Here is a 21,627-nt window from a genome sequence, read left to right on the forward strand (position 1 = left end):
CCCTTATTATAAAGGGAAAATAATAAGAAAGAAAAAATCTTGACCTGAAAAGCTTTTCACAAACTATGGTATTAATAAGACTTCTTTTTATTCGCGTAACCTTTTCACTTGGGCGTAAGAATGATAGGGGTCTTTTTTGTTTGCAAAAAGTGTTGTCAAAATGTGTGAGAATAACGTGGAAAGTTTTCAAAGGTGGAGTTTGGTGACAAAGCGAATATGAAGAGAATATCAACGCTTCGTTCGTTAAGAGAGCGGTATGAAAGGGCGGAAACAAATTGAAAAAAAGAATCATTTGTTTCGTGTTTTCTAGTTTCATGCTTAGTTCGTGTTCGTTTCAGCAAACGATGCAAGAAGAAAAACACTTTGTGGGAACAACAGGAGGAGTTATGGATCGTGTTACGGATCCTATTCCGCTAAAGGAACTTCCAAAATATTTTCCGGTGAAGTTTAAAGTTCCAACGTTTTTACCGTACGACATTACAAGTGATGTGAAGGGGGAAGTAAGAACGCTTGGGAAAAAGAACACTGTCTTAACGATTAAATATAAACAGAAGGAGTCAGGTAGAAATGAGTATATTGAGTTAAATGTCGCGAACTTTCCCTATAGTTTTCCGGATCTTGTGGAAGAGAAGCGATTTCAAGAACAAATGAAACTGAATAATGGAACGTCTGCTTATTTTAAAAATAAAGATGATTATGAACGTGGTGACGAATTTGCTACGCTTATATGGAAAGAGAAAGGAATTGAATATCAACTGCTGTATCGGAATGTAGAAGAGAACGATGAAAAGGTAATCAAGCAGAATTTATTATACATTGCGAATAAGATGAAATGAAAAAACTAGCTGATTTATTCAGCTAGTTTTTTGTATGTTATTATTTCTTTTTAATTTTGCCTGTCCAAGATTTAAATCCACCTTGTAATTGGTAGAAATCTTTGTAGCCTTGTTTTTTTAAGTATTGCGCTGCACGACCTGTACGGAATCCGCTTTGGCAATATAAGTAAACAGGTTGATCTTGACGAAGTTCTTTATGACGAAGGCGAATTTGTGATAACGGAATGTTACGTGCACCTAAAATATGCCCTGCGTTATATTCGTCTGCTTCACGAATATCGATAAGCTGTGCTTTACGGTAGCCAGCGCGAAATTCTTCTTCTGTAAGAGTTTTAATTAATTTTTTCTGATAGAAGTACATCCATACAGTGTAGCCGATAAATGCTACGATTACGGCTAATAAAATAATCCAAGTTGTTGACACGATTCTATCGCTCCCTTTTTTCTTATCCTACTTTCAATATTATAATGCCCTTATGTATTTATGCAACAGATTCATTTGCATATAAGAAGAAATTTCGTATTCTTTCACAAATTTTGTCGAATTTGGTAGACTAGAGAATGTGAAAAATAATTGGTTATATGAGGTGCAGGATGGGAAAAGAAAAATGGTGTTATATTAACTCTGGTCAATGTTCACCGGCATTTAATATGGCGTTAGATGAATGTTTATTAAATTGGCAAAGTGACAAGAAAATGCCACCAACAATTCGTTTTTATGAATGGGAAGTACCAACATTAACAGTTGGATATTTTCAACGTGTTGAAAAAGATATTAATATGGATGTAGTGAACGAAAAGAAATATGGATTCGTTCGTCGTCAAACAGGCGGCAGGGGTGTACTACATGACAAAGAGTTAACGTATAGTGTTATTGTGTCTGAAGATCATCCGAACATGCCGAAAACAGTTACAGAAGCGTATCGTGTTATTTCGCAAGGTTTATTAGATGGTTTTAAGGCATTAGGGTTAGAAGCCTATTATGCAGTTCCAAAAACAGAAGCAGATCGTGAAAATTTAAAAAATCCACGTTCAGGCGTATGTTTTGATGCACCATCTTGGTATGAAATTGTAGTGGAAGGACGAAAAATTGCTGGTAGTGCTCAAACACGTCAAAAAGGTGTTATTTTACAGCATGGATCGATTCCATTAGAAATTGATTTAGATGAACTATATGATCTATTTTTATTCCCAAATGAACGTGTGAAGGAACGTATGAAGAGTATGTTCTCTTCTAAAGCAGTAGCAATTAATGAATTAACAGACCGTACATTTACGATAGAGCAGTTAATTAAAGCGTTTGAAGTTGGTTTTGAAAAAGGATTAGATGTAGAACTTGTTCCATATGAATTAACAGAAGAACAGTTACATGAAGTTCAAACGTTAGCGAAAGAAAAGTATGAAAGTAATGAGTGGAATTATAAAAAATAAGAGATGGCGATAGCCACCTCTTATTTTTTTATAGTAAATTAAGTACTTTTTCTACTTTGATTCCTTTATCTTGTAAAGAACGAAGGCGACTTACAACGTCCATAATTTCTTTGTCAAATGTAACGCTAATACCTTGGCTTTGTAGTTCTTCTTTTAAGCTTTCAATAGAATCATCTATGTCGATGCCAAGCTCGTAATCTTGACAAACTTCAATTGTCTTTTTCACGAGTTTAACATAATTTTCTTGTAGTTTTGAATTTGTTTCAGTCAAAGCAGGCTGCTTCGGTTTTGCAGGAGCAACCGGTGCTGTCTCTTGCTTTGTAACTGGAGTAGGGACTGCTTTTTTCACAGGCGCTGGAGTAACTAGTTCTACAGCTGCTTCTACGCTTACTGGCTTCGGTGTCGGTACCGGAGTAGGCTTAGGTGCCATAGCAGGTGTTTCCACACGCGTAACAGGCTTAGGAGCAGGTGTAATTGTTTTTGGAGCTTCTACAACTACTTCTTTTTTCGGTGCTACTTCTACCTGTGTTTCTTCTTGCTCGGCAGCTTCTTTATTTTCTTTACTCCACATAACGCGTTCAATTTCTAGAGAAACATTGTTTTTGTTCATCGCTGTTAATGTAACTTTACCAACTTCAGCGTTTCCAGTGAAATCAACAATTTTATAAATAACACTCTTGTTCCAATCCACGTTTCCGCTCAAAAATAATTCTTCGTTACATTTCGGCGTTAAGCCCTCGATTTTAATTTCTGCGTTTACACCGTTTTCACTATATACCATAATTAGCGAAGCATTTACATCTTCGTCTGCTAACATTAGTTCACGTACCATTTTGCCGGTGCGTACTTGCGTTTTCTTCTTAACTGACATCTAATTTCTCCTCTCAAAAATTCAGTAATAATAAAAAAATCGTATAACGAAAAATAATTGCTCACGAAGATTTATGATACCGATAATAAAAGCATCACGTCAACAATTAACTTTAATTATTTTGCATTTTTCTTATTTTCTTTATGAAATTTTTCAATTTGTAAAATTAGACAGAAGAAAAAACAGCCTTTTGAAGGGCTGTTAAAAATTTGATTTTTTATATAGTAATTTATATAAAACGTAAAATAGGATAGCGATTAAAGCATTTTGCCAAAAGGTTAGATGATAAATGAGATAAGGTTGCTTTTGGAAATAAATATTTAAGAATACAGCGGAACAAAATGGAGTAGCAAATGCGAATCCAAATAGAATTCTTCTTTTCCAATTCATTTTCTGATCAAAGGAGTAACGCTTTAATAAATATAAAATAAATAGTATACCTAGTATAATTATTGAAACAGACAAAGTAGTTCCAAGGATGCTAAAAGGCGGACTTGATAATGTATTATTTTTTTCAAAGAGAAACATAAAAAATGAAATAATTGCATTTATGCCAAACTGTATAGCAAGAAGTAAGCTAACAGAAAATCCAATTAAAGAAGTTTTTTCTAACTTTGTTTGGGTTGGTAAAGCTGATATAAGTTCATCACAATAAGATTTTAAGTCATCACCAAAAATGTCATAAGCATTTTTATTTTCTACTTGTGCTTCGATAAGATGATCTAATATTTCTAACAAAAGTTCTTCCACTTGATGTTCGGGTACATTAGATAACCGAAGATATACTAACATATCACCATAAGCAATTTCGTTTTCGGAAGTTAGAAGCTCACGTTTTTTATTATTCAATTCAATCATGTCTTGTGCATTCATCTCTATCACTCCCCCTGTAATAAGTTATTTACCGTAGTAGAAACCATTCCCCAGCTTTTTTTAAATTCTTCAAGTTGTTCTAGCCCTTTATCGGTTACGTGATAATATTTTCGCTTTGGACCGAGTGAGGAAGCTTTTAATGTTCCTTCAATCAATTTTTCTTTTTGCATACGTAACAATAATGGATATATGCTTCCTTCGCTTACAAATGTAAATCCGTGTTTATTTAATTTTGTACTCAGTTCATATCCGTACACTTCTTCTTGTGAAATGATGTATAGGATGCAACCTTCTAGTACACCTTTTAACATTTGGCTGTGCATGATTTCACCACCTTTTATTCAGGTAACTTGCGTTGCAAGGTAGCTGGTATCCAAATTATAACATTCAGTAACTTGCAACGCAAGTTACTGGGGTGGAAAACTTTAATGTCCCCCATACTAACGAGAGGGCGAAAAGCATATGAGACCATTTATGCCAAAGCTCGTTTACTTTGAACGAAAGGCACTTGAATATCCACTTGGTTTTATAGTTGCGCCAATTTAAATGCATGAAGAATGGGAAGAAGGATACCGTAAACTATTTGAGCGACAAAGATATGACGATACCAAATTTAACGTTTGAATTGATTCAGCATTGTTTTCCGAAACCATCGGAAAATATGTATATAAAAAAGATGATGCAGCAGTATTAAAAGAAACGATAAGAGGTTATAGAAATGAGTTTTTTCTTAATGCAGAAATACAATATTTTACTTAAGGGGAGTCTGTATGCAAATACAGATTCTTTTTTGTTTTATATATTTAGGCTCGTTTTCAACTTGTCACGTTATTCTTTCTGGTGTATCATTTTATTGATTGCTTCGTACGGAATAAGCAAAATGAACTTGGATGGAGGAAACCGATGCCTACCCCTAGTATGGAAGATTATATTGAACAAATTTATTTGTTGATTGATGAAAAGGGTTACGCCCGCGTATCTGATATTGCTGAAGCGCTTAGTGTACATCCATCCTCTGTAACAAAAATGGTGCAAAAATTAGACAAAGATGAATATCTAATTTATGAAAAATATAGAGGGCTTGTATTAACAACAAAAGGTAAAAAAATCGGAGAACGTCTCGTATATCGTCATGACTTGCTAGAGCAATTTATGCGTATTATCGGTGTGGATGAAAGTAAAATTTACAATGATGTAGAAGGAATTGAACATCATTTAAGTTGGGAAGCAATTGATCGCATTGGTGATTTAGTGGAATACTTTGAACAAGATGCAGTCCGAGTGGAAACACTTCGTGGTGTTCAAAGAGCAAATGAAGAGAAAAGTAATTAAGGGGAACGTATGGCGTTTCCTTTTTTATTTCAATTCGAAAAGGATGGGAGAATTATGAAAGCAATTATTTTTGATTTTGATGGATTAATTGTGGACACAGAAACGATATGGTTTCACTCTTTCAGAGATGCTGTTCGTGAATACGGCGGGGAACTACCTTTAGAGGAATTTGCGAAATGCATTGGAACAACAGATGAGGTACTTTATACATATTTAAATGATCAATTAAAAGAGAAGTTTAACAAAAGTGCATTAAAAGAAAAAGTGGCAACTTTACATAAAGAGAAAATGAGAATACCAGAAGCTCGTGACGGGGTAAAAGAATATTTAGAAGAAGCGAAAGAAATGGGATTAAAAATCGCACTAGCTTCTAGTTCTTCTAGAGAATGGGTTATTCATTTTTTAGAAGAGCTACAAATTCGAGAATATTTTGAAGTAATTAAAACGAGAGAAGATGTTGAGAAGGTAAAACCAGATCCAGCTCTTTATCGAGTTGCAATAGAAGAATTAGGAATTAAGCCGTCTGAAGCTGTTGTATTTGAAGATTCATTAAATGGATTGAGAGCAGCAGTTGCAGCGGGATTAACGTGCGTTGTTGTACCTAATGATGTGACACGGAATTTACCATTTGAAAATCATCATCTTCGAATTGAAAGTATGAGAGAGAAAAGTTTAAAAGAAGTGCTTCAAAGTATAAAAAAAGACCGTATTTCCTAAAAGGAAGCACGGTCTTTCTTTTTGCTTTTTTTGCCTTCAATGACAGTTAAATGAGACTGTTTTCTTTTTCGTTTCAAAGTGGAAGAATTCCCTTTTTTACTTTTGTCATTAGAAGTATTTGACTTAAAGAAAGAATTGCCTAGGGGTGCTACATTTTGTTTCCCATGTTTGCGGTTCGATTGTTTTGCCGCACGCTTATATGAGCTTTGTGAATTTGCAGAACCACTGGAATTTGTAAACATCTTGTATAGCAAGTAAAAGATACCAACAACAAGTAACATGTACCCGATATTTCTTAATACACCCATGGGATTTGTAATAACAGATGAAACAAGGCCGAATATTGCCAATCCGATAATAAGCACAAATATAGCGAAAGTAAACGAACGACCGTTCATAAGGGACACCTCCTAAAAACGTATATTAAAATTAGTATATTAACGATGAGGAAAGGAGTTGAACACCATTTTTAAATAATTATTGTTTGTTCTCTAAACGTAATAATTCTTCAAACGATGCAATTGCTACTTCCACTTGATCATCTGTTGGTTCTTTCGTTGTTAATAGTTGTAGCCATAATCCAGGATATCCAAGTACGCGTAATACGGGAATATCTCGTAATCGATTTGTAAATTGTAGTACTTCAAAAGAAATACCAAGTACAACTGGAATTAATAAAATTCGGTTTATAACTCGTGCCCAAAGAGGATCTGTAGGGACTAGGAAATAAACGAACATTCCAATAATGACTGTAAATATAATAAAGCTACTGCCACATCTATAATGGAGACGAGTTTGCTTTTGAACGTTTTCTACAGTCAGAGGAAGGTTATTCTCGTAAGCATTGATTACCTTATGCTCTGCACCGTGATACTGAAATACCCGCTTAATAAGTGGGGTTAAAGAAATAAAGTATATATAGCTCAATAATAGCATGAGCTTAATGACACTTTCGACAATAATTTGCCCAGTATGAGACGGGAAAATCGGTCTTGTTAATTCAGCTAATAGTGCAGGAACTGCTGTGAAAATGACTTTACCGAATATAAAAGATAAAACGCCAACAGCTGCAACTCCTAATACCATCGTTAATTTTGATTGTTCTTCTTTTTTATTTGCAATTTGTTCATCATCTTCTGGGTGGACGTCAAATCGTTCTGAAGCGAAGTTTAAATGCTTTGCTCCATTCGCACTTGCATCCACAATAGCGGCAATCCCTCGTAAAAATGGAATTTTTTTAGGGTAGATAGTACTTTATTACGAACGCGTGGTAATCGATAAAATTCAATCGATTTATCTTTACGACGAACCGCTGTAACAGTATATTCTCTACCGCCAAACATAACTCCTTCTATGACCGCTTGCCCGCCATATATTTGTTTTGACTCTTCTGCCATGTTAACACCAACCTGTATTTGTTTCTCTCTTATGTAGAAAAAGAGGCAATTGTCATACTGGGTTCTGTCGTTTTGAAATAAGACAATCACCGAGTTTCCTTTATTTTATCGGCAAATACAAGTAGATGACAAGGGAAAATGTTATGAGAGTCGGACATTTCTTATTCTTTTTATAGACAAATTTCGCAGGATTTAAACATGCTTCAAAATAGTTTCGGGCATACTATTGAGCGGAGGTGTCGATGTGAGTCAAGAACAATTAGGAACAAGGAATTTTGTGCAGATTGGTTTGTTTGGTGGAATCTTTTGGGGCGGGATATGGTATTTCCTTCATATATTTTCATTCACGGAGGCGGGCCCGAATTATTTCCTTTTACCATTTGCGTTTGGAAGTTGGAAAGAGGGTGTATGGGGCAATGTGTTCGGAATAGTGTGTATGGGACTTCTTTCAATTTTGATTGTCTTTTTGTATAAAGCATTTTTTGCAAAGTTTGAAGGGATTATAGCGGGAATTATTTATGGGCTATTTTGGTGGGCACTACTGTTTTTGGGGATGGGTTTAATGGCTCCTGTTATTAAAAGTGCGCTCCATTTACCAAAAGAGACAATTGTGACGACAATATGTATTTTTATATTGTATGGTGTGTTTATAGCATATTCTGTTTCTTACGCAGTAAATAGCAATAAAGCAGAACAAGAAGGGTAAGAGAAGACGAACTATTCAAATAAGTAACTCCTATGTTAAAATATTGTATAGATATTTAATATTAAGGAGTTTTAAGAATATGAAAAAGTTACTCCTCGTAAACGGTCCTAACCTAAATCGCCTCGGTGTTCGTGAGGTAAATGTATATGGAAAGGGCACGCTAACGACACTTGAAGCAGATATGAAGCAAGAAGCAGAAACAATGGGAGTGGAGTTAGAATGTTTCCAATCGAATCATGAAGGTGCCATTATCGACATTATTCATGAAGCGGAAGATATATATGAAGGGATCATTTTAAATCCGGGAGCATTTACGCATTATAGCTATGCGATTCGTGATGCCATTGCGAGCATTTCGATTCCTGTTATTGAAGTACATATTTCTAACATTCATCAGCGTGAATCGTTCCGTCATGAATCTGTGACGGCAGCTGTTTGTGCAGGTCAAATTGTAGGATTTGGTTTTTATGGCTATAAGTTAGCGTTATTTGCATTAATGGAGAAATTGAGGGAGGCATAAAGTAATGGAGAAAATTGAAAGATTACGAAGTGCATTTGATGAGGCTGGTATTGACGGTATTTTGTTAACAAATGAACATAGTCGTAGATATATGGCTAACTTCACAGGAACAGCAGGCGTTGTTCTTATTTCAAAAGATCGTGCTCAATTTATTACAGATTTCCGTTACGTCGAGCAGGCAAGTAAACAAGCGGTTGGATATGAGGTTGTACAGCACGCAGGATTAATCATTGATGAAGTGGCAAAGCAAGTGAAAGAGCTTGGAATTCAAAAACTTGGTTTTGAGCAAGATACTCTTACATATAGTTCTTATTCAGTGCATAAGGAAGCGATTGATGCTGAATTTATCCCGACTTCTGGACTTGTAGAAAAGTTACGCTTGATAAAGACTGATTCAGAGATTAAGATATTAAAGGAAGCTGCACAGATTGCAGATGCTGCCTTTGAGCATATTCTATCATTCATTCGCCCGGGAGTATCTGAAATTGAAGTGTCAAATGAACTTGAATTTTTCATGAGAAAACAAGGAGCAACATCTTCTTCGTTTGATATTATCGTTGCTTCAGGTCTTCGTTCGGCATTACCGCACGGCGTGGCATCTGAAAAAGTGATAGAAACAGGAGATTTCGTTACATTAGACTTCGGCGCTTATTACAAAGGATATTGCTCTGATATTACTCGTACGATTGCAGTCGGTGAACCATCTGATAAATTAAAAGAAATTTATAATATCGTTTTAGAAGCACAACTACGTGGTGTGAACGGTATTAAAGCTGGTTTAACAGGTCGCGAGGCTGATGCGCTAACGCGTGACTACATAACGGAAAAAGGATATGGTGAATACTTTGGACACTCTACTGGTCATGGAATAGGTCTTGAAATCCATGAAGCACCAGGTTTAGCGTTCCGTTCTCATACAGTACTTGAACCAGGTATGGCTGTAACAGTAGAACCAGGTATTTATATTCCAGGTATTGGCGGCGTACGTATTGAAGATGATATCATTGTGACAAGTGAAGGTAATGAAGTAATTACGAAATCACCAAAAGAACTTATTATTTTGTAATACACAGGAGGATTTTTTTACATGATTTCAGTAAACGATTTTCGTACAGGTTTAACAATTTCAGTGGACAATGCCCTTTGGCAAGTACTTGATTTCCAACACGTAAAGCCAGGTAAAGGTGCTGCATTCGTTCGTTCTAAACTACGTAATCTTCGCACAGGTTCTGTTCAAGAGAAAACATTCCGTGCAGGTGAGAAAGTAGAAAAAGCACACATCGAAAACCGTCGTATGCAATACTTATACGCAAGCGGTGAGGCTCACGTATTTATGGATAACGGAACTTATGAGCAAATCGAACTTGGTGAAAAACAAATCGAGCGCGAGCTTAAATTCCTAAAAGAAAACATGGAAGTAGCAATCATGACTTACCAAGGCGAAGTACTTGGTGTTGAACTTCCAAACACAGTTGAATTACAAGTTACAGAAACAGAGCCTGGTATTAAAGGTGATACTGCTTCTAACGTAACAAAACCAGCTACATTAGAAACTGGTCTTGTTGTACAAGTACCAATCTTCATTAACGAAGGCGAAATGCTTATCATCAACACTGGTGAAGGTAAATACGTTTCTCGTGCATAGTAGAAAAGCACTCGTGATAATTCACGAGTGCTTTTTTTATAGGAAATAGGGTAGATAGTAAATAGCTGTTATTATAAAACTGACTAAAACAAGTGAAAGAGTACCCATAATAGATGGAGTCAAAACAATTTGAAATGGTTTTATTTCGCCAGTCTCAACGCCAGTTAATGTTTTACTTATTGCGTGATCTGTAATGTTATTTCTATGGTTACTCATAATAATTAACCACATAATTGCAAATATTGCTAAACTACCAAGGAAAAAGGTCTCTATAAATGACCAACCGACCAATAATGAAAAAAGATAAATAAGAGCTAATTCTACTACAACGGTTAAACTAACTTTCAATGCCTTCATATTTTTCCCCCTCATTCTGTAATTTCAACCAGTTTAAAAAATTTTCACGTGACACGACATGCAGAGAGCAAGGTGACTTTACTTCTTTCTCTAGTGCAGCGTGTTCGTCTGGAAACTTGTTTTCCACATGCAATGAAATATAAGGTAGTTTTTCTTGTGCTTTTAAAGAGCGGATATTATTCGTTTTAGCACCAGCAAATACGTAGGAAAGTTGTAAGTCTAAAAAGGCGATTTTAAAGATTTCTTTTTTAGCAGCCTCGTTATAGCCTTTTCCCCAGTACGGATAGCCGAGCCAACTACCAATGTGAGATTGCTTTTTCTCATTATTAATATGTTTAAGTGTGGTGAGGCCAATTATTTCATTTTCTTCATTCACAATCATTCTCGATAAGGACTTCTTTTGACGCTCTTCGTCTATTGCGAAAAGAAGAAATGTTTTCGTGTCTTCGATGTTTTCTACCGTTATCCCCAATGCATTTTTTATATGTGGATCACTTGATAGCTCGAAAATCACATTTGTATAGCATAAATCTAGTGGTAATAAAGTGACGTGCTGCATGGTTTAAACCTCTTTTAAACTAAATATACCATAATATACCATGAAATAATATGAATATTCAGATTGTAATTCGGGATTTAGAGAAAAATTATGTTTTTACTTCTGAAATAGACAACCTCTGCATATGGTTGTACAAATATATTCTTTTTTAGAATACGAAGTTAGTAACTGTTACGGGAGAAGGTGGAAGAATGAAACAGTGGCTAGCGGCAATGGAAACATCCGTGCTTGTTATGGGGGCACTTCGATTATTTTCAGGTAGTGCGGAGATATTTGCTGCTTTGCTTATGCTTTATGTGAATGATGCGAAGAAAGCGTTGTTTATAAATGGTATGTTGGCGTTTGTTGGACCTACCGTATTAATTTTAACAATGACAATTGGGATAGCGAGTGTAGCAAGTGAAATTTCTTTCTTGAAGCTCTTTTTTCTAGCGCTTGGAATTTGCTGTATTTTTATCGCATTACTGAAATAGTAAGTCGAGTATAGTGGGGAGAAGCCGATGAAAGAGGTATTAGAAGTTTTACCAAAAACGATGAAGTACTTAATTGAAGAATGTAAGCAATACGATGCTTTAGAGGAAATTCGTGTTCGAATTGGAAGGCCGCTAGAGTGTATTGCACACGGAAAGGTGTTTTTTTATGACTATATCACTACTGCAGAGGATGCTATTTACTTATTGAATAAGTTAAGTCAATTCTCAATTTATACGATGGAAGAGGAATTAAAACGTGGGTATGTGACGCTTCGCGGGGGGCATAGAATCGGGTTAGCAGGAAAAGTTATTACAGAAAAAAGCGCAGTGAAAATGATTCGTGATGTCTCTTCCTTTAATATTCGTATTGCTCGTCAAAAAATAGGGATTGCTGAACCGCTTTTGCCATATTTGTATGAAAAAAGGTGGTTAAACACGATGGTAATTGGCCCTCCCCAAACGGGTAAAACGACACTTTTAAGAGATGTAGCACGTTGCATGAGTCAAGGGGTAAGTGCTTCGGAAATTCCTTCCTGTAAAGTGGGGATCGTTGATGAACGGTCAGAAATTGCTGGTTGTGTGAAAGGGATCCCGCAATATGATTTTGGTACCCGAGTCGATGTGTTAGACGCATGTCCAAAGGCAGAAGGAATGATGATGATGATTCGTTCTATGAGTCCTGATATTTTGATCGTAGATGAAATTGGCCGTAAAGAAGATAGTGAAGCAATTATGGAGGCAGTGCATGCAGGTGTCCAGCTTTTTATAAGCGCACACGGATTTTCCTATGAGGATGTTGTGAGACGTCCATCGCTCAAGGTAGTGCTAGAGCTTGGTATATTTGATAGGTTTGTGGAGTTGTCAAAAGCGAGGGGTCCAGGAACGGTTATGCAGGTGAAAGATAAATATGGAAAACCAGTGTTATCAAATAGAAAGGCTGAGGGCGTATGGTGAAAATATTTGGTGCAGTGTTAATCGTTGCGGTCAGCACCTTTTTCGGGTTTTCGTACGCTAAAAGATACAGTGAGAGACCGAGGCAACTTAGGTTATTAAAATCAGCACTTCAATCATTAGAGGCAGAAATTATGTATGGACACACACCTTTATCTGAGGCTGCCGAGCGATTAGTTAAACAAATGCCAAAGCCATTAAATTGGATATTTCAAAGTTTCGCTAAAAAACTAGAAAGTGGAGAACAAACAGTAAGGGAAGCTTGGATAGATAGTTTGAAAGAGAATTGGAAGTTGACAGCTTTTCAACAAACCGAGTATGAAATACTGCAGCAATTTGGTGAAACGCTCGGGCAACATGATCGTGAATCACAACAAAAACATATTCGCTTATGTATTACACATTTGGAGAGAGAAGAAGAGGAAGCGAAAGCTTTACAACTGCAATACGAAAAAATGATTAAGAGCTTAGGGGTACTAGCAGGGCTACTTATTGTAATTTTACTGCTATAGGGGGGAGAAAGGCGATGTCCATTGATGTTGGATTAATATTTCAAATCGCCGGAATCGGCATTGTTTTAGCTTTCATTCATACTGTACTAAAAGAATTGAAGCGTGAGGATATTGCAAATTGGGTTATCCTTGTCGGTTTTGTCGTCATTTTATTTCATGTTGCATTTTTAATTAATACGCTATTCGACAAGATTAAAAGTGTCTTTCTCTTCCAGTAAAGGAGGCGGTTCGAATCGAAATTATACAAATTGTCGGATTAGGCCTCGTTGCTACGTTTTTAGCTGCTGTTTTGAACCAGCATAAATCTAGTATTACATCTTTATTTATTGTGTTCGTAGGTAGCGTGATGTTTCTTATTTTAATCGATCAAATTCATTCTATTTTACAAATGATTGAGAGAGTAGCGAGTGAAGCGAAAGTTAGCAACGTCTACGTGGAAACGTTACTAAAGATTATTGGAATTGCTTATATTGCTGAGTTTGGAGCTCAAATTACAAAAGATGCTGGTCAAGGTGCCATCGCTTCGAAAATTGAACTTGCTGGGAAAATCTTAATTCTCGTTATGGCAATTCCTATTTTGACGGTTGTAATTGAAACTATTCTCGGATTTTTACCGACGGGATAAGGGGGAGTGAATGTTGAGGAGGTTTGGAGCTAAGCTGCTATTTGCTTGCTTCCTTTTCTTTTCTTTACCGGTTGTTGTACAAGCTTCTCCTGTAGAAACAAACGTCGTTGATCAACAATTGGATAAGCTCGGAATTGAAGATGTGAAGCAATTTTGGGACGGGCTTGTTACAAAATATGGTGGCTATTTGCCAGAGAGTCAAAAAGGAAGTTTTATGGAGTTTGTAAAGGGAGAAAAAGAATTCTCTCTAAAAGAGTGGATGATAGGGTTATTAAAATATTTATTTCATGAGCTTGCAGCTAATGGAAAACTGCTTGGCACACTCATTATGCTCACAATCTTTAGTGCATTGTTGCAATCACTGCAATCCGCTTTTTCAAAAAGTAGTGTAAGTAAAATTGCTGATGCTGTTGTATATATGGTACTTATTATTTTTGCTTTAAATAGTTTTTATGTCGTTATGACATATGCAAGAGAAACGATACAAACAATGGTAGATTTCATATTAGCGCTATTGCCAATTTTATTGGCGCTTATAGCGACTGGTGGCGGGGTTGTATCTGTATCTTTCTTTCATCCGATTATCATTTTCTTAATGAATACAAGCGGGCTTCTTATGAATTATATCGTTCTACCGCTTTTATTACTGGCAACGATATTAAGTATTGTAAGTACAATGAGTGATCAATATAAAGTTACAAAATTGTCCAAGCTTCTGCAAAACGTTAGCGTTGGGATTATCGGTATCTTCTTAACGATTTTTTTAGGGGTATTATCTGTACAAGGAACAGCGACAGCCGTTGCTGATGGCATAGCTGTGAAAACTGCTAAATTTGTAACAGGAAACTTCATTCCAGTAGTTGGAAGGATGTTTACGGAAGCGGCAGATACTGTTATTAGCGCATCAGGATTATTGAAAAACACAGTCGGAATTATTGGGCTCGTCATTTTATGCTTAATTGTTGCTTTTCCTGCGATTCAAATTTTCTGTATTGCATTTATTTATAAATTCGCAGCAGCAGTATTACAACCGGTTGGCGGCGGAGCAATTATTCAATGTTTAGACATTATTGGAAGAAGCATCATTTACGTATTTGCTTGCTTAGCTATCGTATCATTTATGTTCTTTTTAAGTATTACAATTATTATTGCTGCGGGGAATATTACACTTATGATGCGGTAGGAGGTGAAGAGTATGCAATTTGTTACAGAGTGGATCAGAAATATTATCGTTTTTTTGCTCTTAGCGACAATGCTTCATCTTATTCTTCCAAATTCGAATTTGCAAAAATACGTTAAATTTGTTGTAAGTCTTTTGTTAGTCGTATTAATTTTAACACCCCTTTTTAAACTATTGCAGACAGATGTAAATGAAGTAATTGCAAATTTTAATGAAGAAAAGTACGTAGCAGAAGGATCTGTAAAAAATTCAATAGATTCGAAGAAAAAAGAAATACAAGCTCTAACACGTGCATATAGTTTAGAAGAGATGGCTACCAAAATGAAAAAAGAAGTAGGAAAAGAGTTTGAGAAAAAGTATGGTATGGCTGTCTCTGAAATACAAATAGTCGCAGCAGAAAATATAGAAGAAGTAAAGTCAGCGAAAGATATTCAATCTGTTGTTGTGACGTTGAAAGAAAAAGAACGTAGTAAAAATGATGCAATCGAAACAGTAAAGCCAATTGAAATTAACACGAAAGAGCCTCCAAAAAAAGTGGAAGAAACGAATGGAGAAATGAAAGATTTCTTTTCAAGCAGGTGGCAACTAGAGGGTAAACAAATCCAAGTTCAAATGGAAGGGAGGACAGGTAGAGTAAATGGACAATAAAGATAAAAATTCGAAGTTCTCATTTTTTCGAAACTTATTGAATGGGGATCAAAAAGAAAGCAACGAGAAGGGTAAAAAGGTAACACCTAAGTTTTTACTTGTCCTACTCATACTTGGAATTTTGCTTATGTTTTCTAGTAGTCTCTTTTCAAGTAAAAAAGAAGAAGTACCTGTATTTAAAGAACAAAAAACTCAAAACCAAGAAAAAGACGTACCAACTTTCGGACAAAAAAGTAATGATAGTATGTCAAATGTAGAAAAATATGAAAAAGCGTATGAACAAGAATTAAAAACTGCTTTAGAAGAAATAGCAGGAGTAAAAGACGTAACGATTAAAGTGAATTTAGATTCATCTGAAGAAAAAATTTTAGAAAAAAATACAGTGAAACGCTCACAAACAACAGGTGAAACAGATAAAACAGGCGGTAAGAGAGAAGTAGAGGACGAGTCTCTTGATGAAAAGACTGTCATTATACGTGAAGGGGATAAAGAAACTCCTGTTGTTTTACGAACAGAGAAGCCGAAAGTACGTGGTGTTCTTGTCGTAGCAAAGGGAGTGGATAATATACAAGTTAAAGCAATGGTAAAAGAAGCTGTGATAAGGCTGCTAGATGTACCGGCCCATCGCGTTTCAGTTTCACCGAAAAATTGATAGGGAGGAAATAAAGTGTTAAAAAAACAAACAGTTTGGTTATTAACGATGTTAAGTTTAGTTGTTGTACTATCTGTGTATTACGTGACAACTCCTGACAAAATGAATACAGCATCGCCAGCAACAGGTGAAAAGATTGGACAAGAAAAACAAGGTACTGATAAAGCAGTAACAAACGAAGCGCCTAAAGAAACTCCGAAAAAAGAAAATACAAGCAAAGAAACAACAAATAAAGAAACAGACAAAAAAGAAAATGCAAAAAAAGAAACAAGTAAAAAAGAGGGCAATGTATCAGTTCAATCAAGTGATGAGAATTTCACAGCTTTACGTATGCAAATGGAAGATCAGCGTAGTGAACAAAAAGCAAAATTACAAGAAGTGATGAGTTCAACAAAAGCTTCAGCAACAGAAAAGAATAAAGCGAAAGAAAATTTTGATGCCATTACGACAATGGAAACGAAGCAAGAATTACTTGAGACAGTAATTAAATCTCAAGGAGGATATCCAGATGCTCTTGTAAGAGCTGATGGTACTGATATTAGAGTAACGGTTAAAGCGGCAAAACATTCACAGAAAGAAGCAAATAAAATTATTCAACTTGTAAGAAGTGAAGGCGGATCAAAAGATGTAGGTGTGAAATTTGATCCACCAGCGAAATAAGTGAAACCTTAATCCGTAGGGATTTCCCTACGGATTATTATCTTTTACTAAGCAAAGGGTATGCAAATAGTAAAATAGAGTATGTAAGTAAACGTGTGTATAGAAAAAAGCTATCATTTTCGATAGCTTTTTTCTATTTCGTCTTTGTAATTATTTTTACTATGTTCAACTCGGAATGGAGAAACACGTTGTGAGTAAAAGATTAATGGTTCATGGTACTGATGATTACTTTTTCCAGATTTGACGTGGATGCAAAGAACGCATGCCCAAACGATTACGGCAGGTAAAAAGAGAATGAGCCATATCATATTTCCACACCTCGACACAATATATTTTCTACACTTTGAACATACTATTCTTATATGAAGGAATGATGAATGGCGTGTAAACAAAAAAATAATATTTGGTAAAAATATGTTGTTGACTATAGATGTGGTGAAGAGTGGATGGCATGTTTGCTGTGTAACGTTTTGAAAAAGTAGTGAATGTTTTTTAAGAAGTGGTCTTGCCAATTTCGTGTGAAACTTGGTATTATTACTAGGTATTAAATTTTTATTGGAATAATATTTTTACAGGAGTTTCGATTTATTATAAAGAAATATAAATTGGAATGTTTAAAAAATTTATCGTAAGATGGAAATAGTAAATATTTCTATTAGTTAATGAAATATATTTTCTAATAGAATACATCGTATTTTTACAGTCAATCTAGTTTTCGTGACGAGAATCTGTAAAAACGGGACAAACAAGAGTATGGGAGTGGATTTTACATGTTTAAAATTCAAGAAGTTCGCGAATTAATTAAATTAATTGATAGCTCTAATATTGATGAATTTGAATACAAAAAAGACGGTACAACAATCAAAATGAAAAAGCGTGGTAATGAAGTTGTTGCTGTGCAAGCACCTGCAGCAAAACAAGCTATGCAACCAGTAGCGCCTGTTGAAGTTGAAACGAAAGTAGCAGCAGCACAAGCAGAAGCGCCAAAACAAGAAGAGAAGAAGGCTGTTCAAAATGAAAACCTACATAAAATCACATCACCGATGGTAGGTACATTCTATTCTTCTTCTTCGCCTGATACACCTCCATATGTAAGTGTTGGGGATAGAGTATCGAAAGATTCTATCGTATGTATTGTCGAGGCTATGAAGTTATTTAACGAAATTGATGCTGATGTAGAGGGCGAAATTGTTGAAATTCTTGTTAATAACGGACAGCTTGTTGAGTATGGACAACCGCTATTTCTTGTAAAAGCGTAATAAGGGAGTCTTTGTGATGATAAAAAAAGTATTAATAGCCAATCGTGGGGAAATTGCTGTACGAATTATTCGTGCTTGTAAAGAAATGGATATTGAAACAGTTGCAATTTATTCAGAAGCAGATAAAGAGTCACTTCACGTACAGATTGCAGACGAGGCGTATTGTGTAGGACCAACGATTTCGAAAGAAAGCTATTTAAATTTGACAAACATTATTAGCGTTGCGAAGTTAACAGGCTGCGATGCTATTCATCCGGGATACGGATTTTTAGCAGAGAATGCAGATTTCGCAGAGTTATGCCGTGAATGTAACTTGATTTTTATCGGTCCAAGTCCAGAAGCTATTTCAAAGATGGGCACAAAAGACGTTGCTCGTGATACAATGAAAGAAGCAGGGGTTCCGATTGTACCAGGTTCACAAGGGATTATTAAAAATACCGAAGAAGCGATCGAGCTTGCTAATCAAATTGGATATCCAGTTATTATTAAAGCGACTGCAGGTGGCGGTGGAAAAGGTATTCGTGTTGCACGCCATGAAGAAGAGCTTATAAAAGGAATTCAAATTACACAGCAAGAAGCTAGTACCGCTTTTGGGAACCCTGGTGTATACTTAGAAAAGTACGTTGAAGATTTCCGCCATGTTGAGATTCAAATAATGGCAGATACACACGGAAATGCCATTCATTTAGGAGAGCGTGATTGTACAATTCAGCGCCGTTTGCAAAAACTATTAGAAGAAAGTCCATCACCTGCACTTGATGAAGATATTCGCAAGCAGATGGGTGAAGCGGCAGTTAAAGCGGCGGTAGCGGTTGATTATACAGGTGCTGGTACGGTTGAGTTTATTTATGAATATAAAACGAAAACCTTTTATTTCATGGAGATGAATACGAGAATTCAGGTTGAGCATCCGGTTACTGAAATGGTAACGGGAATGGACTTAATTAAAGAGCAAATTCTTGTTGCTTCAGGAGAAAAGTTATCGTTACAGCAAGAAGAAGTACAATTTAATGGTTGGGCAATTGAATGTCGAATTAATGCGGAAAACCCTGCCAAAAAATTTATGCCATCTCCAGGTAAAGTAGAAATGTACTTACCACCAGGAGGATTTGGTATTCGCGTCGATTCAGCTGTATATCCGGGATATTCAATCCCACCTTTCTATGATTCGATGGTTGCTAAATTAATTGTTCACGGAAAAACACGTGAAGAGGCAATTGCAAAAATGAAGCGCGCACTTAGTGAATTTGTCATTGAAGGCGTACATACAACAATCCCGTTCCATTTGCAATTGCTAGATCATCCTGATTTTGTAAAAGGTGAGTTTAATACGAAATTTTTGGAAGAGCATGAACTTGTGACGCAGTGATACATTAAAGGAGGTTTTTTTCATGGCTGAACATATGTTAGATATGGGTCAAGATACAACTCTTGGTAAAGTAGAAATTGCACCAGAAGTAATTGAAGTAATTGCAGGTATTGCAGCTGCTGAAGTAGAAGGTGTAGCGGCAATGCGCGGTAATTTTGCTACAGATGTTGTTGAGAAGTTAGGTAAGAAAAATCATGGTAAAGGTGTAAAGGTTGAATTAGCAAACGAAGATATTATCGTTGACCTTTATGTTGTAATGTATTTTGGTGTAGCAATTCCAGTTGTTGCACAAAAGATTCAAGACAATATTCGCCAAGCACTCTTTACAATGACAGGACTTGAGCCAAAAGAAGTGAATGTTCACATCGTTGGCGTAACATTCGAAACACAAAAAACAGAAATCGAACCAGTGTAAGAATGAAAAGGTGCCTAGTAACATAGGCATCTTTTTTATCGTTTCATTTCTTCACAAATTACAACCCTCTAATTATTATACTATTTCAAAAAATAAGAAATAAACAAGAAAATGTGTCGTTTTTCCAAAAAACGTACATTGTGATAAGATATGGAACTTGAAGTTAATCTTTTTATTATTTTTCAGCCTTGTAACCCGTGTGTGAAACGATAAATTGTGTTATTATCATTGTATTATAAGGTTGGAAAATCAATGAAAACTGTAAGAGTAAGTGAATTGACGGCTTATAAATTATAATAATATAACAAAGTATAAGGAAAGACTTGAAGCATAAAGGAGAGTTACAATGAAACGTAGGACGGCTAGAGAAAGAGCAATGCAAGCATTATACCAAATGGATATTACAGGTGAATTAGAACCGAAAGTAGCAGTGGAAAACACGCTGGATGAAGGCGAAGAAACAAATGAGTTTCTAGAGTCACTTGTAGTAGGTTTTGTAGAAAATAAAGAAGCAATCGATGAAGCGATTCGTCAAAACTTAAAAAAGTGGAAGCTTGAGCGTATTAGTATTGTTGATCGCAGTATTTTACGTGTAGCTGTGTATGAAATGAAGTACATGGAAGAAATTCCACACAACGTAACAATTAACGAAGCAATTGAAATTGCAAAAACATTTGGGGATGAGGAATCTCGTCGTTTTATTAACGGCGTTTTATCTAATATAAAAGATACACTGTAAATTCTTTAAGGGGGAATCTTAAAATGGTAGCAGTAATCATCAAAGGAAATGAAGTTGCGGAGAAAAAACGAGCACAATTAACAGAAGAAGTTGTGAAGTTGAAAGAGCAAGGTATTGTACCAGGATTAGCAGTTATTTTAGTTGGAGAAGATCCAGCATCTCGTTCTTATGTGAAAGGAAAAGAAAAAGGCTGTGAACAAGTAGGGATTTACTCAGAGCTAATTGAACTTCCTGAAACAATTACTGAGGAACGTTTGCTTGCTGAAATCGATCGCTTAAATGGCGATGACCGTATTAATGGCATATTAGTGCAATTACCTTTACCAAAACATATTGAAGAAAAAGCTATCATTGAAAGAATTTCACCAGAAAAGGATGTAGACGGATTTCACCCAATCAGCGTGGGACGTATGATGACGGGACAAGATACATTCCTTCCATGTACACCGCATGGTATTGTAGAATTAGTAAAAGAAACAAATCTTGATATTTCTGGAAAACATGTAGTAGTAATTGGAAGAAGTAATATTGTCGGTAAACCAGTGGGACAATTGTTTTTAAATGAAAATGCCACTGTAACATATTGTCATTCTAAGACGCAAAATATGAAAGAGTTATCGAAGTTAGCTGATATTTTAATCGTAGCTGTTGGACGACCTAAAATGATAACAGCGGATTATATTAAAGAAGGAGCGGTTGTAATTGACGTTGGTGTTAACCGTTTAGAAACAGGAAAACTTTGTGGTGATGTTGACTTTGACAACGTGTTAGATGTTGCGGGTTACATTACACCTGTGCCAAAGGGTGTTGGTCCAATGACAATCACAATGCTTCTTCATAATACTGTTGAATCTGCCAAACGTGCAGGTGTCGTTTGTAAATAATTTGAGTCGGCTATGA

30 protein-coding genes and 2 pseudogenes are annotated in these 21,627 nt (G+C 35.8%); 23 read left to right on the plus strand and 9 right to left on the minus strand.

Annotated elements, in window-relative coordinates; genetic code table 11:
• Positions 1 to 299: 299 nt before the first annotated feature.
• Complete coding sequence (locus HMPREF1014_RS03355) at positions 300 to 836, plus strand: hypothetical protein (protein WP_043306362.1); 537 nt, start codon at positions 300 to 302, stop codon at positions 834 to 836.
• A gap of 40 nt (positions 837 to 876) precedes the next feature.
• On the opposite strand, the gene HMPREF1014_RS03360 is transcribed toward HMPREF1014_RS03355, so the two are convergent.
• Positions 877 to 1,260, minus strand: coding sequence for a rhodanese-like domain-containing protein (locus HMPREF1014_RS03360; protein ID WP_000108653.1), 384 nt, complete (start codon positions 1,258 to 1,260; stop codon positions 877 to 879).
• A gap of 170 nt (positions 1,261 to 1,430) precedes the next feature.
• On the opposite strand from HMPREF1014_RS03360, the gene HMPREF1014_RS03365 reads away from it, so the two are divergent.
• Positions 1,431 to 2,267, plus strand: a complete 837-nt coding sequence (locus tag HMPREF1014_RS03365; protein ID WP_000514067.1) for a lipoate--protein ligase family protein — start codon at positions 1,431 to 1,433, stop codon at positions 2,265 to 2,267.
• Positions 2,268 to 2,295: 28 nt separating this feature from the next.
• Here HMPREF1014_RS03365 and HMPREF1014_RS03370 read toward each other — a convergent pair whose 3' ends face one another.
• The 3 genes from HMPREF1014_RS03370 to HMPREF1014_RS03380 form a co-directional block, all read right to left on the minus strand.
• Positions 2,296 to 3,138 (minus strand): hypothetical protein, encoded by an 843-nt coding sequence (locus HMPREF1014_RS03370; RefSeq protein ID WP_000111901.1) that lies wholly within the window; start codon positions 3,136 to 3,138, stop codon positions 2,296 to 2,298.
• A gap of 201 nt (positions 3,139 to 3,339) precedes the next feature.
• The gene (locus HMPREF1014_RS03375; protein ID WP_000993590.1) at positions 3,340 to 4,011 is read right to left on the minus strand and encodes a DUF1129 family protein; all 672 of its coding nucleotides are present in this window, start codon (positions 4,009 to 4,011) and stop codon (positions 3,340 to 3,342) included.
• A gap of 5 nt (positions 4,012 to 4,016) precedes the next feature.
• Complete coding sequence (locus HMPREF1014_RS03380; RefSeq protein ID WP_000556081.1) at positions 4,017 to 4,334, minus strand: PadR family transcriptional regulator; 318 nt, start codon at positions 4,332 to 4,334, stop codon at positions 4,017 to 4,019.
• A 190-nt stretch (positions 4,335 to 4,524) separates the two neighbouring features.
• Between HMPREF1014_RS03380 and HMPREF1014_RS31980 the strand changes: the two are divergent.
• From HMPREF1014_RS31980 to HMPREF1014_RS03390, 3 genes and pseudogenes are all read left to right on the plus strand, one after another.
• Positions 4,525 to 4,770 (plus strand): annotated as a pseudogene (locus HMPREF1014_RS31980) (spore photoproduct lyase family protein); the annotation flags it as partial.
• A gap of 144 nt (positions 4,771 to 4,914) precedes the next feature.
• Entirely contained in the window at positions 4,915 to 5,343 is a 429-nt protein-coding gene (gene mntR, locus HMPREF1014_RS03385; RefSeq protein ID WP_001143083.1) for a transcriptional regulator MntR, read from the plus strand.
• A 54-nt stretch (positions 5,344 to 5,397) separates the two neighbouring features.
• Positions 5,398 to 6,060: an HAD family hydrolase gene (locus HMPREF1014_RS03390; protein ID WP_025966333.1), complete on the plus strand. Its 663-nt coding sequence runs from the start codon at positions 5,398 to 5,400 to the stop codon at positions 6,058 to 6,060.
• On the opposite strand, the gene HMPREF1014_RS03395 is transcribed toward HMPREF1014_RS03390, so the two are convergent.
• Together HMPREF1014_RS03395 and HMPREF1014_RS03400 are read right to left on the minus strand one after the other, a co-directional pair.
• Positions 6,057 to 6,458, minus strand: coding sequence for an SA1362 family protein (locus tag HMPREF1014_RS03395; RefSeq protein ID WP_001014463.1), 402 nt, complete (start codon positions 6,456 to 6,458; stop codon positions 6,057 to 6,059). The genes HMPREF1014_RS03390 and HMPREF1014_RS03395 overlap by 4 nt on opposite strands.
• 79 nt (positions 6,459 to 6,537) lie before the next feature.
• Positions 6,538 to 7,457, minus strand: a pseudogene (locus tag HMPREF1014_RS03400) (DUF1385 domain-containing protein).
• A gap of 244 nt (positions 7,458 to 7,701) precedes the next feature.
• Here HMPREF1014_RS03400 and HMPREF1014_RS03405 point away from each other — a divergent pair.
• From HMPREF1014_RS03405 to efp, 4 genes are all read left to right on the plus strand, one after another.
• Positions 7,702 to 8,163, plus strand: a complete 462-nt coding sequence (locus HMPREF1014_RS03405; RefSeq protein ID WP_000076882.1) for a YqhR family membrane protein — start codon at positions 7,702 to 7,704, stop codon at positions 8,161 to 8,163.
• Between the two features lie 79 nt (positions 8,164 to 8,242).
• On the plus strand, positions 8,243 to 8,683 hold the full coding sequence (gene aroQ / locus HMPREF1014_RS03410; protein ID WP_000735147.1) for a type II 3-dehydroquinate dehydratase: 441 nt from the start codon (positions 8,243 to 8,245) through the stop codon (positions 8,681 to 8,683).
• A gap of 4 nt (positions 8,684 to 8,687) precedes the next feature.
• The gene (gene pepQ / locus HMPREF1014_RS03415; RefSeq protein ID WP_000411041.1) at positions 8,688 to 9,749 is read left to right on the plus strand and encodes a Xaa-Pro dipeptidase; all 1,062 of its coding nucleotides are present in this window, start codon (positions 8,688 to 8,690) and stop codon (positions 9,747 to 9,749) included.
• A gap of 21 nt (positions 9,750 to 9,770) precedes the next feature.
• Positions 9,771 to 10,328 (plus strand): elongation factor P, encoded by a 558-nt coding sequence (gene efp, locus HMPREF1014_RS03420; protein WP_000626516.1) that lies wholly within the window; start codon positions 9,771 to 9,773, stop codon positions 10,326 to 10,328.
• A gap of 36 nt (positions 10,329 to 10,364) precedes the next feature.
• On the opposite strand, the gene HMPREF1014_RS03425 is transcribed toward efp, so the two are convergent.
• On the minus strand, positions 10,365 to 10,685 hold the full coding sequence (locus HMPREF1014_RS03425; protein ID WP_000645695.1) for a hypothetical protein: 321 nt from the start codon (positions 10,683 to 10,685) through the stop codon (positions 10,365 to 10,367).
• Positions 10,666 to 11,244, minus strand: a complete 579-nt coding sequence (locus HMPREF1014_RS03430) for a GNAT family N-acetyltransferase (protein WP_001164984.1) — start codon at positions 11,242 to 11,244, stop codon at positions 10,666 to 10,668. The genes HMPREF1014_RS03425 and HMPREF1014_RS03430 overlap by 20 nt, the downstream gene beginning before the upstream one ends.
• A 191-nt stretch (positions 11,245 to 11,435) precedes the next feature.
• Between HMPREF1014_RS03430 and HMPREF1014_RS03435 the strand changes: the two genes are divergently transcribed.
• The 9 genes from HMPREF1014_RS03435 to HMPREF1014_RS03475 are packed head-to-tail and all read left to right on the plus strand — an operon-like array spanning position 11,436 to position 16,945.
• Complete coding sequence (locus tag HMPREF1014_RS03435; protein WP_000816050.1) at positions 11,436 to 11,717, plus strand: YqhV family protein; 282 nt, start codon at positions 11,436 to 11,438, stop codon at positions 11,715 to 11,717.
• A gap of 27 nt (positions 11,718 to 11,744) precedes the next feature.
• Positions 11,745 to 12,671, plus strand: a complete 927-nt coding sequence (gene spoIIIAA, locus HMPREF1014_RS03440; protein ID WP_000665908.1) for a stage III sporulation protein AA — start codon at positions 11,745 to 11,747, stop codon at positions 12,669 to 12,671.
• Positions 12,665 to 13,180 (plus strand): stage III sporulation protein SpoIIIAB, encoded by a 516-nt coding sequence (spoIIIAB, locus tag HMPREF1014_RS03445; protein ID WP_000238702.1) that lies wholly within the window; start codon positions 12,665 to 12,667, stop codon positions 13,178 to 13,180. Before spoIIIAA ends, spoIIIAB begins: the two co-directional genes overlap by 7 nt.
• A 14-nt stretch (positions 13,181 to 13,194) precedes the next feature.
• A complete protein-coding gene (gene spoIIIAC, locus HMPREF1014_RS03450; RefSeq protein WP_000020914.1) occupies positions 13,195 to 13,398 on the plus strand; it encodes a stage III sporulation protein AC in 204 nt (67 codons plus the stop codon).
• 23 nt (positions 13,399 to 13,421) lie between these two features.
• Complete coding sequence (gene spoIIIAD, locus HMPREF1014_RS03455) at positions 13,422 to 13,805, plus strand: stage III sporulation protein AD (protein WP_077393170.1); 384 nt, start codon at positions 13,422 to 13,424, stop codon at positions 13,803 to 13,805.
• 10 nt (positions 13,806 to 13,815) lie between these two features.
• Complete coding sequence (gene spoIIIAE / locus HMPREF1014_RS03460; RefSeq protein WP_000946110.1) at positions 13,816 to 14,988, plus strand: stage III sporulation protein AE; 1,173 nt, start codon at positions 13,816 to 13,818, stop codon at positions 14,986 to 14,988.
• 12 nt (positions 14,989 to 15,000) lie between these two features.
• Positions 15,001 to 15,633, plus strand: coding sequence for a stage III sporulation protein AF (gene spoIIIAF / locus HMPREF1014_RS03465; RefSeq protein ID WP_001161032.1), 633 nt, complete (start codon positions 15,001 to 15,003; stop codon positions 15,631 to 15,633).
• A complete protein-coding gene (gene spoIIIAG / locus HMPREF1014_RS03470) occupies positions 15,623 to 16,285 on the plus strand; it encodes a stage III sporulation protein AG (protein ID WP_000368890.1) in 663 nt (220 codons plus the stop codon). Before spoIIIAF ends, spoIIIAG begins: the two co-directional genes overlap by 11 nt.
• Before the next feature lie 15 nt (positions 16,286 to 16,300).
• The gene (locus HMPREF1014_RS03475) at positions 16,301 to 16,945 is read left to right on the plus strand and encodes a SpoIIIAH-like family protein (protein WP_000914710.1); all 645 of its coding nucleotides are present in this window, start codon (positions 16,301 to 16,303) and stop codon (positions 16,943 to 16,945) included.
• A gap of 113 nt (positions 16,946 to 17,058) precedes the next feature.
• On the opposite strand, the gene HMPREF1014_RS03480 is transcribed toward HMPREF1014_RS03475, so the two are convergent.
• Entirely contained in the window at positions 17,059 to 17,253 is a 195-nt protein-coding gene (locus HMPREF1014_RS03480) for a hypothetical protein (protein WP_002000935.1), read from the minus strand.
• 462 nt (positions 17,254 to 17,715) lie between these two features.
• On the opposite strand from HMPREF1014_RS03480, the gene accB reads away from it, so the two are divergent.
• The 5 genes from accB (at position 17,716) to folD (ending at position 21,611) form a co-directional block, all read left to right on the plus strand.
• The gene (gene accB / locus HMPREF1014_RS03485) at positions 17,716 to 18,204 is read left to right on the plus strand and encodes an acetyl-CoA carboxylase biotin carboxyl carrier protein (RefSeq protein WP_000472859.1); all 489 of its coding nucleotides are present in this window, start codon (positions 17,716 to 17,718) and stop codon (positions 18,202 to 18,204) included.
• Positions 18,205 to 18,220: 16 nt separating this feature from the next.
• A complete protein-coding gene (gene accC, locus HMPREF1014_RS03490; protein WP_000592870.1) occupies positions 18,221 to 19,573 on the plus strand; it encodes an acetyl-CoA carboxylase biotin carboxylase subunit in 1,353 nt (450 codons plus the stop codon).
• 22 nt (positions 19,574 to 19,595) lie between these two features.
• On the plus strand, positions 19,596 to 19,988 hold the full coding sequence (locus tag HMPREF1014_RS03495; RefSeq protein WP_000807630.1) for an Asp23/Gls24 family envelope stress response protein: 393 nt from the start codon (positions 19,596 to 19,598) through the stop codon (positions 19,986 to 19,988).
• Between the two features lie 346 nt (positions 19,989 to 20,334).
• Complete coding sequence (nusB, locus tag HMPREF1014_RS03500; protein ID WP_000830247.1) at positions 20,335 to 20,727, plus strand: N utilization substance protein NusB; 393 nt, start codon at positions 20,335 to 20,337, stop codon at positions 20,725 to 20,727.
• 23 nt (positions 20,728 to 20,750) lie between these two features.
• The gene (gene folD / locus HMPREF1014_RS03505) at positions 20,751 to 21,611 is read left to right on the plus strand and encodes a bifunctional methylenetetrahydrofolate dehydrogenase/methenyltetrahydrofolate cyclohydrolase FolD (RefSeq protein ID WP_000226732.1); all 861 of its coding nucleotides are present in this window, start codon (positions 20,751 to 20,753) and stop codon (positions 21,609 to 21,611) included.
• Positions 21,612 to 21,627 lie beyond the last annotated feature (16 nt).

Source organism: Bacillus sp. 7_6_55CFAA_CT2 (genome assembly GCF_000238655.1).
In the GTDB taxonomy this organism is placed as follows: domain Bacteria; phylum Bacillota; class Bacilli; order Bacillales; family Bacillaceae_G; genus Bacillus_A; species Bacillus_A cereus.